Below are 16,035 nucleotides of genomic sequence, written 5' to 3'. Positions count from 1 at the left end.
GCACCACCCGGGGCCCACTACGGGCGCGTCGTGGCTCGTCGCGCAGTTCCCCGCGCCCCTACCGGGCGCCGGACAGGCGCTACGCGCCCGCCTCCTTCGTCACCAGGGTCACCGCCTCGTCGACGTCGTCGGTGACGTGGAAGAGCTCCAGGTCGTGCAGGCCGACCTTGCCCTCGGTCACGAGCGTGCCCTTGAGCCAGTCGACCAGGCCCTGCCAGTACGCGGAGCCGAAGAGGACGATCGGGAAGCGGGTGACCTTCTTGGTCTGGACGAGCGTGAGCGCTTCGAAGAGCTCGTCCAGGGTGCCCAGGCCGCCCGGCAGCACCACGAAGCCGCTCGCGTACTTCACGAACATCGTCTTGCGCACGAAGAAGTAGCGGAAGTCGACGCCGAGATTGACGTACCGGTTGAGCCCCTGTTCGAAGGGCAGCTCGATGCCCAGGCCGACGGAGACGCCGCCGGCCTCCATGGCGCCTCTGTTGGCGGCCTCCATCGCGCCGGGTCCGCCGCCTGTGATGACGGCGAAGCCGGCCTCGACCAGGCCGCGGCCGATGGCGACGCCCGCCTCGTACTCGGCGCTGCCCGGGTGGGTGCGGGCGGAGCCGAAGACGCTGATGGCGGGGGGAAGTTCGGCGAGGGCGCCGAAGCCCTCGACGAACTCCGACTGGATGCGCAGGACCCGGAAGGGGTCCTCGTGCACCCAGTCCGCCGTGCCGCGGGTGTCGAGCAGGTGCTGGTCGGTGGTGCCCGCCTGCATCTGGCTCTGGCGCCGTACGACCGGCCCGCGGCGCTGCTCCCGCAGTGCCCGCATCTCCTCGGAACTGACCATGCCGAGCTCCCTCCGCTGCAGAGATCGTTGGCATTCCAGCCTAGGCCCCCGGTGGGGTGTGTCAGCCGGTCAGCCAGGTGCGCAGCCGCTCCTCGCAGTGGAGAATCCGTTCGGTGCGCACGTGTTCGTCCCGCTTGTGGGCGTAGAGGGCGTCGCCGGGGCCGTAGTTGACGGCGGGTACGCCGAGGGCGCTGAAGCGGGAGACGTCCGTCCAGCCGAACTTGGGCCGGGCCGTGCCGCCGACGGCCGCCATGAAGGCCTGTGCGGCGGGGTGGGTGAGGCCGGGGCGGGCGCCGGGCGAGTGGTCGTCGACGACGAGTTCGCTCACCCCGCAGTCGGCGAAGACCTCGCGCACGTGGGCGAGGGCCTCCTCCTCGGTGCGGTCGGGGGCGTACCGGAAGTTCACCGTCACGGTGCACTCGTCGGGGATGACGTTGGTGGCGACGCCGCCCTCGATGCGCACGGCGTTGAGGCCCTCGTGGTACTGCAGACCGTCGACGACGGGGCGGCGGGGCTCGTAGGCGGCGAGGCGGGCGAGGATGGGCGCGGCGGCGTGGACGGCGTTGGAGCCCATCCAGCTGCGCGCGGAGTGGGCCCGCTCGCCGGTGGTGCGCAGGTGCACGCGCAGGGTGCCCTGGCAGCCGCCCTCGACCTGGCCGTCGGTGGGCTCCAGGAGGACGGCGAAGTCCCCGGCGAGCCAGTCGGGGTGGGCCTCGGCGACGTGCCCGAGCCCGTTGAGGTGGGCGGCGACCTCTTCGTTGTCGTAGAAGACGAAGGTCAGGTCGCGGTTGGGGGCGGGCACGGTGGCGGCGATGCGCAGCTGGACGGCGACGCCGGACTTCATGTCGCTGGTGCCGCAGCCCCACAGGATGCCGTTCTCGTCGAGCCGCGAGGGCACGTTGTCGGCGATGGGGACGGTGTCGATGTGGCCGGCGAGGACGACGCGCTCGGTGTGCCCGAGGTTCGTCCGGGCGACGACGTTGTTGCCGTGCCGGTCGACGGTCAGGTGCGGCAGGGCGCGCAGTGCCTGCTCGATGGCGTCGGCGAGGTCCTTCTCGGCACCGCTTTCGGAACGGAAGTCGACGAGCCGTGCGGTGAGGGCGGCGGCGTCGAGGGACAGGTCCAGTGCGGTGTGATCCATGCCGCGAGCCTAACGCGGCCGCCGGTGACGCCGGGGGCGGCCGGTGGTCGGTCTCTGAAGTAACGTGACCCGCATGTCCCGGATCACCGTCACCCGCCGTGGCCGACTGCTGCGAACCGTGGCCGCCTGCGCCGTGCTGCTGGCGCTGATCGGCTATCTCGTGGTCCAACTGGTGACGGGCGGGCCGGGCGCCCCGCGGTGCACCGTGCGGGCGGACGGGGAGTCGTACGGGATGTCGCCCGAGCAGGCCGTGAACGCGGCGACGATCTCGGCGGTGGGCTCCTCGCGCGGGCTGCCGGAGCGGGCGGTGACGATCGCGCTGGCCACGGCGATGCAGGAGTCGGGGCTGCGCAACATCCACCACGGGGACCGCGATTCGCTGGGGCTGTTCCAGCAGCGGCCGACCCAGGGCTGGGGCACGGCGGCGCAGATCACGGACCCGGTGTACGCGGCGGGCAAGTTCTACGACCACCTGGTGGAGGTGCCGGGCTACTCGCGGCTGCCGCTGACGGTGGCGGCGCAGCGGGTGCAGCGCAGCGGCTTCCCGCAGGCGTACGCCAAGCACGAGCCGGACGCCTCGCTGCTGTCGTCGGCGCTCACCGGCCGGGTGGCGGCGTCGTTCAGCTGCACGACCAGTCCGGGGGACGGCAAGGCGGGCGACGCGGGCGCGGTGCGCACGAAGCTGGTGCGCGAGTTCGGTGCGCTGGTGCGGCCGTCGGTGACGGGCGGCACGGGCGCGGACGGCCGGTCGGGGGCCGCCGGCGGGGCGGGCACGCTGACGGTGCCGGTGGGGCAGGGGACGGGCCTGGGGGCCGGGCCGCAGGACGGGACGCACCTGGGTTGGGCGCTGGCGTCGTGGGCGGTGGCGCACGCGGCGGAGCTGCGCATCGACCGCGTTTCCTTCGACGGCCGCGTGTGGACGGCGAAGAATTCCGCGGACGGCTGGCGGAAATCGGCGGAGGCGGCGCAGACGTTCGGCTCGCCGGCGGTGCGCATCTCCACCGTCCGGTAGGCATTCGGCAGGCATCCGGTAGGCATTCGGCAGCCGCTCAGGAGTACGACGATCCCCTCTCCGGGAGTACGCCGGATCCACCGGAGTTGCCTCCCTCGGTCACACCCGTACGCATTCTCGATCCGCCCGCAACTTCCCTGCGTTCAAAGGCTTTTCAGCCTTCCGTATCGATTGACGACCTGCCCGGTATGACGGGGTTGGGAGGGGGTGGATAATGCGATGCATTGCCCACTCTTTACCTTGGTCCACCGCAACCTTCGAGGGGCTCACGCGGTAGTCACTGCGTCCGCACGCCGGACACAACCGACCTCATCACTCCGTCAAAGGAGCAACATGTCCCTCCCCCTCACGCGTCGGATCGCCCGGGTCGCCCTGCTCGTCGCAGCGGGTGCCGCTCCCGTCGTCGGTGCGGCCGGCTCTGCGAGCGCCGCGGACCTCGTCAAGGCCCCCGACGCCCTCGGTGGCCTGAGCTCGGTGGACAGCGCCAACCTGGGCAACAACCTCGACTCGACCTCCCACCAGGCCGGGTCCGTGGCGCAGGGCGTCGGTGCCAAGGCCGTCCACACCACCACCAGCACGGTCGGCAAGGCGACCAAGGAGCACGTGCCGGCCGCGCAGAAGGCCGTCGGCCAGGTCGCGGGCGGCGCCGGCAAGGCCGTGGGCGAGACGGCCAAGAGCGTCACCAAGACCGGCCTGCCCACCCAGGGCCTGCCGACCCAGGGGCTTCCCCTCGGCTGATCCGGCGCGCGATACGCGCGAAGGGGGCCCTGGAACATGACCTTCCGGGCCCCCTTTGCGCGGTCCCCGCACCCTCGGCGCGTACGCCGGTGCGTAGCTCTACTCGGCCAGACGGCGGACCGCCGCCTCCACCCTCTCGTCGGTGGCGGTGAAGGCGATCCGTACGAACCGCTCCCCCGCCTCGCCGTAGAAGTCGCCCGGCGCGACGAGGATGCCCCGCTGCGCCAGCTCGCCCACCGTCTCCCAGCAGGACTCCTCGCGCGTCGCCCACAGGTACAGCGACGCCTCGCTGTGCTCGATGCGGAAGCCGGCGCCCTCGAAGGCGGTGCGCAGCGCGGTGCGGCGGGCGGCGTAGCGGGCCCGCTGCTCGGCGACGTGCGCCGAGTCGCCCAGGGCCGCGACGGTGGCGGCCTGCACGGGCGCGGCGACCATCATGCCGCCGTGCTTGCGGATCTGCAGCAGCTCGCCCAGCACCGCCGCGTCACCGGCGACGAAGGCCGCGCGGTAGCCCGCCAGGTTCGAGCGCTTGGACAGCGAGTGGACGGCGACGATGCCCTCGTACGTACCCCCGCACACGTCCGGGTGCAGCACGGAGACGGGGTCGGCCTCCCAGCCCAGCTCCAGGTAGCACTCGTCGCTCAGCAGCAGCACCCCGTGCTCGCGCGCCCAGACCACGGCGCGGCGCAGCTCCTCCTTGGACAGCACCCGGCCGGTGGGGTTGGACGGCGAGTTCAGCCACAGCAGCTTCAGCCCGGCCGGGTCCAGCTCCCACGGCTCGTCGTACTCGACGGGCTCGGCGCCCGCCAGCCGGGCGCCCACCGCGTACGTGGGGTAGGCCAGCCGCGGGAAGGCGACCTTGTCGCCGGGGCCCAGGCCCAGCTGGGTGGGCAGCCAGGCCACCAGCTCCTTGGAGCCGACGACGGGCAGCACGTTCGTGTGCGCCACGCCGCGGGCGCCCAGCCGGCGCTCCACCCAGCCGGTGAGCGCGTCGCGCAGGGCGGCGGTGCCCCACACCGTGGGGTAGCCGGGGCTGTCCGCGGCGTCGGTCAGCGCCTGCCGGATCAGGGCCGGGACCGGGTCGACGGGCGTGCCCACCGACAGGTCGACGATGCCGTCCGGGTGGGCGGCGGCGGTGGCCTTGTACGGCTCGAGCCGGTCCCAGGGGAAGACGGGGAGGCGGGAGGAGACTGCGCTCATGGGCTCGCTCTCGTGCGCTGGTGCGTCAGGTGCAGTGGGGGGAACACCGGGAAACGCCGGAGCCCCGCACGGCGGCTCGGCCGTACGGGGCCCGGTGGCTTCCGCTGGTCAGTGGGCGGGGTTGATGTCCGCCGGGAGCGAGGCGACGAAGGGGTGGTCGCGCTCGATCAGGCCCAGCTTCGAGGCGCCGCCGGGCGAACCGAGCTCCTCGAAGAACTCGACGTTCGCCTTGTAGTAGTCCTTCCACTCCTCGGGAGTGTCGTCCTCGTAGAAGATCGCCTCGACCGGGCACACCGGCTCACAGGCGCCGCAGTCGACGCATTCGTCCGGGTGGATGTACAAGGACCGCTGGCCCTCGTAGATGCAGTCGACGGGGCACTCCTCGATGCATGCCTTGTCCTTGACGTCGACACAAGGCTGCGCGATGACGTAGGTCACGCTGTCGTTCCTCCTCGGTAGGGCTCATCTCGCGCGGGAGCGCGGCGTCGTCGATGCCCACACCTAGTATCTCCCTCCCGGAGCACCTGACGAACAAGAGGGGCGAGCAGAGCTGTGGAATTCACCACGGGCGGAGGGCCGGCGGTGCGGATCAGCGCCACAGATGTGGGAAAAAGGGTCTCGATCCGGCGCCTGAACGACCCCGGGAGTTCCCCCGAGCGATTCACCGACACGGTCGGTGTGCTCACTTCGTGGACAGCGGGTGTGCTGTGCATCACACGGCGTTCCGGGGAGGTCGTGGAAGTCGCGGAATCCACGCTCGTCGCGGCGAAGGTGATTCCGCAGGCCCCCGCGCGGCGCCGGGGCCCGGCCGCCGGGCGCCGTGAGCTCGTCGAGGTCGCCGCCCGCGGCTGGCCGGCCCCGGACACCGGCCGGCTGGGCGCCTGGACCCTGCGCGCCGCCGGCGGCTTCACCCACCGGGCGAACTCCGTCCTGCCCCTCGGCGACTGCGGCCTGCCCCTGCCGCAGGCCCTCGAACGGATTACCGCCTGGTACGCCGAACGTGCTCTCGCCCCGTGCGTCCAGGTCAGCACCGGGGACGCCGCGGCCGACGAGCGGCTGGACGCGGAGCTGGCCGCCCACGGCTGGACCGCGGAACGGCACGCCCTGCTGCGCACCGCGGCCCTGGCCCCCGTCGCCGACGCCGTCCCGGCCGCCGAGGCCGCGGCCGTACGCCTGAGCCGCGAACCGGACGCCACCTGGCTGGAGGCGTACGGACGCACCGGCGACCCCGCCGCCGCCCTGGCCGTGCTCACGGGCGGGCCGTCGGTGTGGTTCGCGACCGTCCCCGGCGAGGAGGCAGGCGAGGGGCCGGCGGCCATAGCGCGCTGCGTGGTGGACGGCCGCTGGGCCGGCTTCGCCGCCCTCCACGTCAGCCCCGCCCGGCGCCGGCAGGGCCTGGGCACGCTGGTCATGGCCGCCCTCGCCCGCACCGCCCTCGACGAGGGCGCCTCCGCGGCGTACCTGCAGGTCGAGAGCGACAACGGCGCGGCCGCCGGCCTCTACGACGAGCTCGGTTTCACCACTCACCACGGCTACCACTACCGGCGCGGGCCGGTGCAGTAGGACGCTGGCAGGTATGTACGACGAGACCACCGACCGGCGGCGCTGCTTCGCCGCCGAGGCCCGCGAGGACCGGCCCGACCTGGCGCAGCTGTGCCTGCTGATCTCCGCCGAGGCGGCGGACGGGCTGCCGGAGGCCGACCTCGACGCCGCACAGATCGAGCTGGACCGGCTCGCCGGGCTGCTGCCCGCCCTCGGCCGCTCGGCCGACCCCCGGCAGTGGGCGGACGCCCTCGCCCGGCTCCTCGGCGACCGCTGCGGCTTCCACGGCACCCCCGCCGAGTACCGCCGCCTGGAGTCCTCCCTGCTCCATGAGGTCCTCAGGCGGCGCCGCGGCCTGCCGATCCTGCTGTCCGTGGTCTGGCTGGAGGTCGCCCGCCGCGCCGGCGCCCCCGTGTACGGGGTGGCCCTGCCCGGCCACTTCGTCGTCGGCTTCGGCGACCCGTGGGGCCGCCACGTCCTGGCCGATCCCTTCGACGGCGGACGCGTCCTGTCCGAGGACGACGCCCGGCTCCTGGTCGCCGGCGCCACCGGCACCCCCCTGGACGCTGCGGCCTTCTCCCCGGCGGAACCCCTGGAGATCATCCTGCGGATGCTCAACAACATCCGCGCCTGGGCGGCGGCCCGCCCCGAACGCAGCGACGTCCAGCTGTGGGCCGTCGAACTCTCCCTCCTGCTGCCCACCCACCCGGCGCGCCTGCGCTACGAACGGGCGGAGCTGCTGGTGGAGCGCGGCGACTTCGCGCGCGGGGCGCGCGAGATGGAGGAGTACGCGGAGGTCATCGCCCCGGTCGAACCGGCAGCGGCGGAATCGGTCCGCCATCGCGCCCTGGCGGCGCGGGCGATGCTGAACTGACGGCCGCGGCTTTGCCGCGGAAGGTCAGAGCCACCCCTTGTCGCGCGCGATGCGCACCGCCTCCGCGCGGTTGCGCGCGCCCGTCTTCTGGATCGCCGTCGACAGGTAATTGCGCACCGTCCCCGGCGACAGGCTCAGCCCCTTCGCCAGTTCCGCGTTCGTCGAGCCGTCCGCCGAGGCCGTGAGCACGGCCCGTTCGCGGTCGGTGAGGGGGTTGGCGCCCTCGGCCAGGGCGGCCGCGGCGAGGGTGGGGTCGATGACGCGTTCCCCCCGCAGGACCCTGCGCACCGCGTCGGCCAGCTGTGCTGCCGGCGCGTCCTTGACGAGGAAGGCGTCCGCCCCGGATTCCATGGCGCGGCGCAGGTAGCCGGGCCGGCCGAAGGTGGTGAGGATGACGACTTTGAGCTGCGGCAACTCGCGCCGCAGGAGGCCCGCCACGTCCAGTCCGGTCATGCCGGGCATCTCGATGTCCAGCAGCGCGACGTCGACGGGCGTGCGCCGGGCGGCGTCCAGGACTTCGTCCCCGCGGGCGACCTGGACGACGACTTCGATGTCCTCTTCCAGTCCCAGGAGCGCGGCCAGGGCCTCCCGGACCATCGACTGGTCCTCGGCAAGCAGTACTCGTATCACAGCGACAGCGTAGGGTCCTGCGTGTCCGCCCGGCGTGACAGCGGGACGGATGCCTGCAGGCGGAAGCCGCCGCCGGGGGCGGGGCCGGTGGTGAGGCGGCCGTCGGCGAGGGCGAGCCGTTCGGACAGCCCGGTCAGGCCGTTGCCGTACGTGCCGGCGGGCGCGCCGCTGCCGTTGTCGGTGACGGTCAGGCACATGGTGTCGCCGGCTTCCTCCAGGACGACTTCGCAGCGGCCGGCGCTGCTGTGCCGTACGACGTTGGTGACGGCTTCGCGCAGGGCCCAGGCGAGTGCGCCTTCGGCGTCGGGGGGCAGGTCGGGGTGGCCGCTGCCGGGGGCGCGGGTGAGGTCGGCGGCGATGCCGGCGGCGGCGAGGGCGGTGCGGGCGCCGGCGAGTTCGGCGTCGAGGGTGGGTCGGCGGAAGCCGCTGACGGCCTCCCGGACGTCGACGAGGGCCTGCCGGCTGACGCGTTCGATGTCGGCGACCTGCTGGGCGGCGGCCTCGGGCCGGTCGGGCAGCATGCGCCCGGCCAGTTCGCTCTTGAGGGTGATGAGGGAGAGGGAGTGCCCGAGGAGGTCGTGCAGGTCGCGGGCGAGCCGCAGGCGTTCCTCGTTGGCGGCCAGGTGGGCGACGGTGGCCCGGGCCTCGCGCAGGGCGCGGGTGGTCAGGGCCATCTGGCGCACGCCGACCATGGCGAAGCCGCCGAGGAGCGCCGGGAAGACGAGGGCGACGATGAGTTCACCCCAGGTTCCCGGCGTTCCCTCGGCGGTGGGCGCGCCCATGGCGACGGCCACCAGTACCCCCGTGACCAGTGGAATCGCCGTGCGGGCGAGCTTGGCGGGCAGGACGGCCCCGCAGGCGATGCTCGTGAAGACGAAGAGCACCAGCCACCGGCTGCCCAGCGTCAGCGAGAGCGCCATGCCGTGCGCGAGCAGCACGCACAGCCAGAAGAGGACGACGGGCCGCCGCAGGGCCCGGCCCATGTGCCGGAAGACCAGGACGAGGTAGGCGGCGACGAAGGACAGCAGGCCCACGGCGCCGACGGCCGTGCCGGCGGTGCCGTGGTGGTGGCCGAGCACGTCCTCCGCGGGGGCGGCGAGGTAGGCGAACCAGATGCCGATCCACATCAGCTTGATCACCATCTGGCGCCGGTTCTCCGGTGCCTGCCCGATGGTGTTGTCGTAGGACGGGGTGTCCTGCGTCTCCATCAGGGTCCGCCACGCGGTGCGGAGCCGTTCGGCTGCGGCCACGGCCGTCTCTCCTCGCTCGCCTCGCTCGCCTCGTCCGTTCAGGACTTGTGGGTGTCCTTGCGGTACAGCATCGCGGCCGCACCGGCGAACAGCACGAGGTAGACGGCCAGCAGCGAGACGTCCTTCAGGTGCGGGGCGTCGCCGACCTCGATGGCCTGGCCCAGTGCGGCGTACGCGTGGGTGGGCGTCCACTTGGCGATGCTCTGCAGCCAGTCCGGGAAGGTCGCGGTGGGCATCCACAGGCCGCCCAGGATGGACAGGGCGAAGTAGACGATGAACGTCACGGGGCGGACGGCGTCGCCGGTGACGAGGTAGCCCAGGGCCACGCCGAGCGCGGCGAAGACGATGCTGCCGGCCCAGATGGCGCCCGTGAGGGCGCCCCACTGCCAGGCGTCGAGCCGCACGTGCTTGACGATCGCGGCGACGGCGAAGACGACCACGATGGAGGGCAGGGAGACCACGGCGGCGGAGGCGACCTTGGCGCCCACGTAGCCGCGGCCCGGCAGGGCGGTCAGGCGCAGCTGGCGCACCCAGCCCTTCTCGCGCTCCTTGGCGATGCGCTCGCTGGCGCCCACGAGGACGGCGGTGATGGCGCCGAAGGAGGCCATGGAGACCATCATCAGCAGCGGCAGGGTGAGGTCCGTGCCCTCGACGAGCTGCTTCTCGCTGGCGCCACCGGCGATGACCAGGAAGAGCAGCGCGGGGTAGAGCACGGAGAAGAACATGAACTTCTTGTTGCGCAGGGTGCGCGTGATTTCGAGCTTGATGAGAGTCTTCATCGGGCCGCCTCCTCGGCGGTCGCGGCGTCGTTGATGGCGAGGAAGGCCTGCTCCAGGCCGAGGCCCGCGACCTCGAGGTTGCGCGGGTAGAGACCGAGCCCGTACAGGGCGTGGACGGTGGCGTCGGCGTCCTGGGACTGGATGCGCACGGTGCGCCCGTTGACCTCCAGGGAGCTGACGAACGGCAGCTCGCGCAGCGCGCCCTCGCCGATCGGCCGGTCGAGGTCGAAGACGATCCGGCGGCCGCCGGCCCGCGCCTTGATCTCGGCGGCGGAGCCGTCCGCGAGGACGCGGCCCTGGCGCAGCACGACCACGCGGTCGGCGATCGCGTCGGCCTCTTCGAGGTAGTGGGTGGCGAACAGGACCGTACGCCCCAGGCGCGTCTGCTCGCGCATGACGCTCCAGAACGCCTGGCGGGCCGAGACGTCCATGCCCGTGGTCGGCTCGTCCAGGATGATCAGGTCGTTGGCGCCGGCCGTCGCCATCGCGAAGCGCACGCGCTGCTCCTGGCCGCCGGAGAGCTTGTTGACCATGCGGTCGGCTATGGAGGTCAGGTCGGCCGCTTCGAGCACCTGCTCCACGGGGAAGGCCTTGGGGTGCAGGTCGCAGGCGAGCTTGACCAGCTCGCGGACCTTGACCTCCTCCATCAGACCACCGGACTGCAGCATCGCGCCGACCCGGCCCTGGGCGATGGCCTGCCCGGGCGTGGTGCCGAAGACCTCCACCCGGCCCGCGTCGGGGTTGCGCAGCCCCAGCAGCAGGTCGAGCGTCGAGGACTTGCCGGCGCCGTTGGGGCCGAGCAGGGCGACGGTCTCACCCGGGTAGAGGTCGAGGTTCAGGTCGGCGACGGCGCGCACAGTGCCGTAGCTCTTGCTCACATTCGAAAAGCTGACCACGGGAGCGCCCGTGCGGCGCCCTTCCCCCGTGTACGTGCCTGCAGTAGTGGTCATGGCAAGAATCATCCCAAGCCGAACACGGCTTCGGGCAGTGTCAGCCGTCGTCAGGCAGGCATGACAGATGTCATGGGTGCCCCCGTGACCCTGCCCGGAACGGCCGAAAACGACCGGTCCCCGCCGCCCAGGTGGCGACGGGGACCGGTCGGGTGCCCTGCGGCATCAGCTCAGCGGGATGACCCCCACGCGGGCCGCGCCCTTGGCGCGCAGCGCCTTGCCGAGCGCACCGGCGACGTCCTGCGGGGTGACGGGCTTCTTGGTGCCGTCGCCGCGCTGGATGAGCACACCGTTGAACTTGGTGCCGTACAGCTCCTTGAGCGCTTCGAGGTCGTAGGTCTCGACGAGCTTGCCGCCCACCTCCCGGACCGAGAGGATCTTCGGCAGGGAGCGCTCCGGACCGAACTGGATGCTGTGCGCGGGGTCCGTCTGCACCGTGACGAGTCCGGACATCGCGGGCACCGCGAACTCCTTCATCATCCGGTCCACCTCGGCATTGCTGACCTTCGGCTGCTGGGCCGAGGTGGTCAGCGTCACCGGCCGGTCCTGCCCGCTCGCCGCACGGTCGCGGTACGCCTTGGCGACGGCCTGCACCGACTTGTCCACGTCCAGGCCCTCGTACGGCTGACCGTAGACCGCCACCGCCTTGCCCGGCTCGAACTTGATCGTGCCGTCCTTCGCCGCACCCGTCTCGCCGGCCAGCGTCTTCAGCGCCGCCGCGACCTTCTCCTCGTCCACGGTCACGGCCGGCTCGGCGGCATGCGTGCTGCCGACCAGCGAACCGAGGACGGTGACCGGGTTGTAGTCCCGGCCGGCCGCCGCGCGCACGGTCTCCTGCGTGTCGATGGCCAGACCCGCCACCGACGGCTTGAGCTCGGCCGACTTGCCGCCGATCGACACCTTCAGCGGCGCCGACGCCCGGCCGCCCAGCGCCGCGTCCAGCTTCTTGACGGCCTCGTCCTTGGACTTGCCGCCGATGTCGACGCCCAGCACGGTCGTGCCGTTGGGCACGTCGGCGTGGTCCAGCAGCAGTCCCGCGCCGTACGCCACGGCGACCAGGCCCACCAGGCCACCGCCGAGGAGCACGAGCTTCGAACGGCCCTTCTTCTTGGGTGCCGGCTTCGCCTTCGCCGCGGCCTTGCCGGCGGCCGGCTTGGCCGCAGCGGGGGCCGGTACGGCGCCCTTGGGCTTGGGCACGGCGACGCGGGGCGCACCGCCGTCCACGGGCCTGCCACCCGGGCCACCCGCCGGCGGCACCGGCGGCACGCCGCTGACCAGCGCCTCGCCCGCGGGGTTCGGCACGGGCGCCGGAGCGGTGGCACCGGCGGGCTTCTGCCCGCCGCCCTTCTTCTTGCCCTTGGGCTTGGCCTGCGCCTGCGTCTGCGCCTGCTGCTGCACGACCGGTACGCCCTCACGCGGCGTGTCCGTCCGCCCGGCCGCGAACGCGGCCCCACCGGCGGGCACCCCACCGATGCTGGGGGCGGGGAACTGCTGCGTGGTCTGAGCACCCGGAGCCGCGGGAGCCTGCGGCTGGGCCGGGGGCCGGGTCTGCGGCTGCTGCGCGGTGTCGCGCACCCATCCCTTGCCACGGTTGGCCTTCTGCCCACCCGCCTGCGCGGGGTCATCGGCCCACCCGGCGGGCGCCTGGCCATTGCCCCACGCGTCGGCACCACTACCGCCACCGGCCGGACCCTGACCCTGGCCGTTCGCCCACGCGTCCGCACCACTGCCGCCACCGGCCGGGCCCTGGCCCATGCCACTGCCGGCCGGACCACCGGCTTGCGCCGGGCCATTGGCCCACGCGTCCGCACCGCTGCCCACACCGGCCGCGGAACCCGCACCGGCCGGGCCCTGGCCACCGGCCCACGCACCGGCGCCACCACCGGCAGGAGCAGCACCACCGGCCTGAGCCCCAGCCGCACCACGAGCCTTGCGACCCGCAGGCTGCTTCTTCCCCGCACCGGCCGGACCCTGACCCTGACCCTGGCCGTTCGCCCACGCGTCCGCACCACTGCCCACACCGGCCGCGGAACCGGCACCGGCCGGGCCCTGACCGCCGGCCCACGCACCGGCGCCACCACCGGCAGGAGCAGCACCACCGGCCTGCGCCCCAGCCGCACCACGAGCCTTACGACCCGCAGACTGCTTCTTCCCGACACCAGCCGGACCCTGACCCTGGCCATTCGCCCACGCGTCCGCGCCGGCGCCGCCGGCCCAGGCGTTGCCGCCCGCGGCCTGGCCCTGGCCCTGGCTCTGGCCCTGGGCGTTCGCCCACGCGTCCGTACCGCTGCCGACGCCGGCGCCCGTGCCGGTCGGCGCGGCGCCGTTCGCCCAGGCGTCCGTACCGGCCGGAGTCCGGCCGGTGTCCCACGCGGCACCGGCACCCGTACCCGTCGACGCGGCGTCAGCCGCCGCGGGCTTGCGGCCCGCAGGCTGCTTCTTGCCCGCACCGGTCGGAGCCTGCGCCGTGTCCGTCCAGGCCGGCGTGCCGGTCGACGGCACGTCACCCTGCCAACCGGCGTCGGCACCGGCACCGGCCTCCGCACCCGTGGGCGTGCCGCTCTGGGGCAGGCGTCCCGCGGGGTCGCGGCGCGGCAGCGGGGGCTGGCGGCGCGGCGCGGACGGGGCGCCCGACGACTTGCGCGGGGCGAACCAGTCACTGGTCTTCTCGCCACCGGCACCGCCGGCACCACCGGCGGCGGGCGTCCCGTCGGATGCGGCCGCGGCCGCTGCGCCGGCCGCGGCGGCGGGGGTCTTCTTCGTCGGCTTGGGCCGCGTCGGCAGTCCCGCCCGGCTGCGCGGCGGCTCGCCGCCGGGCGCCGGGGCGGGCGCGGACGCGGGCGCGGCGGCCGGGTCGGCGGGGGCCGCCTCGTCACCGACGGGCGTGCGCATGACGACGGGAGGGATGGGCCGTGAGCCCGGGATGTTGATGCGGATCCGCGTCGTCAGTGTGGTCTCGGTCTTCGGTTCGCCCTGGGCGGGCGCCGAAGCCGGCGATGCGGGTGCGGCGCCAGTGGCCGCTTCCTCCCCGGTCGGGGTCCCGTACGGCTGGGTGCCCGAGGGGTACGAGGCGCCACCGCGGCCCTTGGGCCCGGAGGACGAACTGTCAGATGCACGGCTCAAAGCAGGATCTCCCGGTTACTCTTTGCCGCCCTCGTTGACCTCGCTCGGGGTCGCCCATTGCCGGAGGCCAGGGGAGGCTCGGCGGCGCGCACCACCATACTGGGCACCGCGTGCCGGTCATTGACGTCCGCTGGCGGACTCCCCCGACCGGCCGGACGGCGGTCGGGGAGAAATCGTCACGTCACTTGCCAAGTCGGGCCGAAGGCCCGTCCGGTTGCGCCGTCTTCGGAACCGTGGCACAGATCACAGCGGCGGTCATTCCGCCGATCAGGTAGCCCCAGGAGCCGATGCCGGCTCCGAAGAGGAAGTCGCCCTCGGGTCTGTTGGCGGCGAGCACCATGACGGCGGCGAGCCAGCCGAGGCCGGCGGCGTAGCCGCCGCCGCGGGCGCCGGTGAGGAGGACGGCGCCCCAGCACACGGCGCCGGTGGCGGCCAGGGCCAGCAGCAATCCGGTGGGGAACCAGCCGCCTTGGACGAGGGCTCCGGCGACGCCGACGGCGAAGCCGAGTACGGCGAGGCCGAGGTAGGCGGCGAGGCGTCCGGGGCCGGGCAGGCGGAGCAGGCCGTCGTTCACTGCGTCACCCCCGCGAAGAGGTCGTTCTCGGGCAGGGGCCCGCCGGGCGTGCCGCGGACGAGGCGGTAGTACTCGGTGGTGAAGAGCGGCTGTCCGAGGCCGTTGGAGAGGGCGAAGAAGTCGCCGTCGACGACGACCTGGGTGGCGTGGGCGCGCATGGCGGCGGCCTTGCGGTCGCCGTGGCGGGTGGTGTCGAGCACGGCGGTGACCTCGTCGTCGGGGACGACGCCGGGTACGTCGGTGGGCGCGGCGACGCCGGTGAAGGCCGGGTGCCGGTCCTCCTGTGCGTGCAGCTGTGCGAAGCCGGCGTCGACGGCGGAGGCCGGTACGCAGTTCCAGTAGATCTTGGCGATCTCGTGGGGGTCGCCGAGGTCGCGCCGGAAGACCGGTTCGGCGGCGAGTTCGGCGGCGCGCATGGCCACCCGGTTGGCCTTGATGTGGTCGGGGTGGCCGTAGCCGCCGTCGGCGTCGTAGGTGACGAGGACCTGGGGGCGTACCTGGCGGATCACCTCCACGAGGGACGTGGCGGCCTCGTCGGTGTCGGCCTGCCAGAAGCTGCGCGGGTCGTCGTTCTGGGGCGCACCGGTCATACCGGAGTCGCGGTAGCGGCCGGGGCCGCCGAGGAGGCGGTGGTCGGTGACGCCGAGCTCCCGCATCGCGGCCGCGAGTTCCTGCGCGCGGTGGGTGCCGAGGGTGTCGTCCCGGTCCGCGGTGAGATGGGCCAGTTCGGGCGGGATGACCTCGCCCTCCTCGCCGAGCGTGCACGTGACGAGCGTGACGTGGGCACCCTCGGCGGCGTACATGGCCATGGTCGCGCCGTTGTTGATCGACTCGTCGTCCGGGTGCGCGTGCACCAGGAGCAGCCGGCGGCCGGGAAGATCCGTCATGGGACCAGCCTACGAGTCGTACGGACCGGGGTCCGACCGCCGGGGCCGCCGGTCAGAACTTGATGTTGCTGACCATCGCGGTCACGCTCGAGGTGAGCTGGTGGATGGTCGGGCCCATGGACGAGCTCGCGAGATAGAAGCCCAGCAGCATGCAGACGACCGCGTGCCCCAGCTTCAGTCCGGACTTCCGGACGAGCAGGAAGACGATGATCGCCAGCAGCACCACCGCCGAAATCGAGAGCGCCACAGCGGCTCACCTCCAGGGACGCGCGGTCGGGACGGTTCGGCAACGAGTACAGCGGAACAGCGAACAGCACACAGCGAACTACGCGGGCGGCACGGCAAAAGACATACGAATGCCCGGGGGCACCCGGACACCCACAACCGTGCCCACTATGCGCGAGCGATCATAACTTTCCGTGTGTGCGCATGACTCGGAGCACGGGAGCAAACACGGGGCGCACGGCGAGTTCTCGCCGACCTGGGTGAACCGGATGGTAGGGGACGTA

The 16,035-nt window shown here is 73.3% G+C and carries 16 protein-coding genes; 4 read left to right on the top strand and 12 right to left on the bottom strand.

The window, feature by feature from the left end; all coding sequences use genetic code 11:
* Nucleotides 1-79: 79 nt before the first annotated feature.
* Together AC27L3_RS15320 and dapE are read right to left on the bottom strand one after the other, a co-directional pair.
* A complete protein-coding gene (locus tag AC27L3_RS15320) occupies nucleotides 80-829 on the bottom strand; it encodes an LOG family protein (RefSeq protein ID WP_487234566.1) in 750 nt (249 codons plus the stop codon).
* 61 nt (nucleotides 830-890) lie between these two features.
* On the bottom strand, nucleotides 891-1,970 hold the full coding sequence (dapE, locus tag AC27L3_RS15315; RefSeq protein ID WP_487234565.1) for a succinyl-diaminopimelate desuccinylase: 1,080 nt from the start codon (nucleotides 1,968-1,970) through the stop codon (nucleotides 891-893).
* A 73-nt stretch (nucleotides 1,971-2,043) separates the two neighbouring features.
* Between dapE and AC27L3_RS15310 the strand changes: the two genes are divergently transcribed.
* Both AC27L3_RS15310 and AC27L3_RS15305 read left to right on the top strand, forming a co-directional pair.
* Nucleotides 2,044-2,982 carry a VldE C-terminal domain-containing protein gene (locus AC27L3_RS15310; RefSeq protein WP_487234564.1) on the top strand — a complete coding sequence of 313 codons (939 nt, stop codon included), beginning with the start codon at nucleotides 2,044-2,046 and terminating at the stop codon, nucleotides 2,980-2,982.
* Between the two features lie 333 nt (nucleotides 2,983-3,315).
* Nucleotides 3,316-3,720: an ATP-binding protein gene (locus tag AC27L3_RS15305; protein ID WP_487234563.1), complete on the top strand. Its 405-nt coding sequence runs from the start codon at nucleotides 3,316-3,318 to the stop codon at nucleotides 3,718-3,720.
* A 99-nt stretch (nucleotides 3,721-3,819) separates the two neighbouring features.
* On the opposite strand, the gene dapC is transcribed toward AC27L3_RS15305, so the two are convergent.
* The gene (gene dapC / locus AC27L3_RS15300; protein ID WP_487234562.1) at nucleotides 3,820-4,917 is read right to left on the bottom strand and encodes a succinyldiaminopimelate transaminase; all 1,098 of its coding nucleotides are present in this window, start codon (nucleotides 4,915-4,917) and stop codon (nucleotides 3,820-3,822) included.
* 108 nt (nucleotides 4,918-5,025) lie between these two features.
* Nucleotides 5,026-5,355, bottom strand: a complete 330-nt coding sequence (fdxA, locus tag AC27L3_RS15295; protein ID WP_487234561.1) for a ferredoxin — start codon at nucleotides 5,353-5,355, stop codon at nucleotides 5,026-5,028.
* A gap of 114 nt (nucleotides 5,356-5,469) precedes the next feature.
* On the opposite strand from fdxA, the gene AC27L3_RS15290 reads away from it, so the two are divergent.
* Nucleotides 5,470-6,480: a GNAT family N-acetyltransferase gene (locus AC27L3_RS15290; protein WP_487234560.1), complete on the top strand. Its 1,011-nt coding sequence runs from the start codon at nucleotides 5,470-5,472 to the stop codon at nucleotides 6,478-6,480.
* Between the two features lie 13 nt (nucleotides 6,481-6,493).
* On the top strand, nucleotides 6,494-7,333 hold the full coding sequence (locus tag AC27L3_RS15285) for a transglutaminase family protein (RefSeq protein WP_487234559.1): 840 nt from the start codon (nucleotides 6,494-6,496) through the stop codon (nucleotides 7,331-7,333).
* 24 nt (nucleotides 7,334-7,357) lie between these two features.
* Here the strand turns inward: AC27L3_RS15285 and AC27L3_RS15280 are convergent, their stop codons facing one another.
* The 8 genes from AC27L3_RS15280 to AC27L3_RS15245 form a co-directional block, all read right to left on the bottom strand.
* Entirely contained in the window at nucleotides 7,358-7,963 is a 606-nt protein-coding gene (locus AC27L3_RS15280) for a response regulator (protein ID WP_487234558.1), read from the bottom strand.
* On the bottom strand, nucleotides 7,960-9,171 hold the full coding sequence (locus AC27L3_RS15275; RefSeq protein ID WP_487234623.1) for a sensor histidine kinase: 1,212 nt from the start codon (nucleotides 9,169-9,171) through the stop codon (nucleotides 7,960-7,962). Before AC27L3_RS15275 ends, AC27L3_RS15280 begins: the two co-directional genes overlap by 4 nt.
* An 80-nt stretch (nucleotides 9,172-9,251) precedes the next feature.
* Complete coding sequence (locus AC27L3_RS15270; RefSeq protein ID WP_487234557.1) at nucleotides 9,252-9,992, bottom strand: ABC transporter permease; 741 nt, start codon at nucleotides 9,990-9,992, stop codon at nucleotides 9,252-9,254.
* Nucleotides 9,989-10,942, bottom strand: coding sequence for an ABC transporter ATP-binding protein (locus AC27L3_RS15265; RefSeq protein WP_487234556.1), 954 nt, complete (start codon nucleotides 10,940-10,942; stop codon nucleotides 9,989-9,991). The genes AC27L3_RS15270 and AC27L3_RS15265 overlap by 4 nt, the downstream gene beginning before the upstream one ends.
* Before the next feature lie 165 nt (nucleotides 10,943-11,107).
* Nucleotides 11,108-14,065 carry a peptidoglycan binding domain-containing protein gene (locus tag AC27L3_RS15260; protein ID WP_487234555.1) on the bottom strand — a complete coding sequence of 986 codons (2,958 nt, stop codon included), beginning with the start codon at nucleotides 14,063-14,065 and terminating at the stop codon, nucleotides 11,108-11,110.
* Nucleotides 14,066-14,246: 181 nt separating this feature from the next.
* On the bottom strand, nucleotides 14,247-14,639 hold the full coding sequence (locus AC27L3_RS15255; RefSeq protein WP_487234554.1) for a DUF6113 family protein: 393 nt from the start codon (nucleotides 14,637-14,639) through the stop codon (nucleotides 14,247-14,249).
* Nucleotides 14,636-15,526 (bottom strand): N-acetyl-1-D-myo-inositol-2-amino-2-deoxy-alpha-D-glucopyranoside deacetylase, encoded by an 891-nt coding sequence (gene mshB, locus AC27L3_RS15250; RefSeq protein WP_487234553.1) that lies wholly within the window; start codon nucleotides 15,524-15,526, stop codon nucleotides 14,636-14,638. Before mshB ends, AC27L3_RS15255 begins: the two co-directional genes overlap by 4 nt.
* A gap of 52 nt (nucleotides 15,527-15,578) precedes the next feature.
* The gene (locus tag AC27L3_RS15245; RefSeq protein ID WP_344439842.1) at nucleotides 15,579-15,773 is read right to left on the bottom strand and encodes a hypothetical protein; all 195 of its coding nucleotides are present in this window, start codon (nucleotides 15,771-15,773) and stop codon (nucleotides 15,579-15,581) included.
* Nucleotides 15,774-16,035: the final 262 nt, after the last annotated feature.

The sequence above is a fragment of the Streptomyces sp. PKA51 genome, assembly GCF_057552455.1.
Note: the sequence above shows the minus strand (reverse complement) of the source record. Positions and strands in the feature narration are given on the sequence as shown.

Coding starts and splice junctions, on each gene's coding strand:
- AC27L3_RS15320 (WP_487234566.1), bottom strand. CDS start 829: ATGGTCAGTTCCGAGGAGATGCGGGCACTGCGGGAGCAGCGCCGCGGG.
- AC27L3_RS15285 (WP_487234559.1), top strand. CDS start 6,494: ATGTACGACGAGACCACCGACCGGCGGCGCTGCTTCGCCGCCGAGGCC.
- AC27L3_RS15310 (WP_487234564.1), top strand. CDS start 2,044: ATGTCCCGGATCACCGTCACCCGCCGTGGCCGACTGCTGCGAACCGTG.
- AC27L3_RS15265 (WP_487234556.1), bottom strand. CDS start 10,942: ATGACCACTACTGCAGGCACGTACACGGGGGAAGGGCGCCGCACGGGC.
- dapE (WP_487234565.1), bottom strand. CDS start 1,970: ATGGATCACACCGCACTGGACCTGTCCCTCGACGCCGCCGCCCTCACC.
- dapC (WP_487234562.1), bottom strand. CDS start 4,917: ATGAGCGCAGTCTCCTCCCGCCTCCCCGTCTTCCCCTGGGACCGGCTC.
- AC27L3_RS15305 (WP_487234563.1), top strand. CDS start 3,316: ATGTCCCTCCCCCTCACGCGTCGGATCGCCCGGGTCGCCCTGCTCGTC.
- AC27L3_RS15270 (WP_487234557.1), bottom strand. CDS start 9,992: ATGAAGACTCTCATCAAGCTCGAAATCACGCGCACCCTGCGCAACAAG.
- AC27L3_RS15275 (WP_487234623.1), bottom strand. CDS start 9,171: ATGGAGACGCAGGACACCCCGTCCTACGACAACACCATCGGGCAGGCA.
- mshB (WP_487234553.1), bottom strand. CDS start 15,526: ATGACGGATCTTCCCGGCCGCCGGCTGCTCCTGGTGCACGCGCACCCG.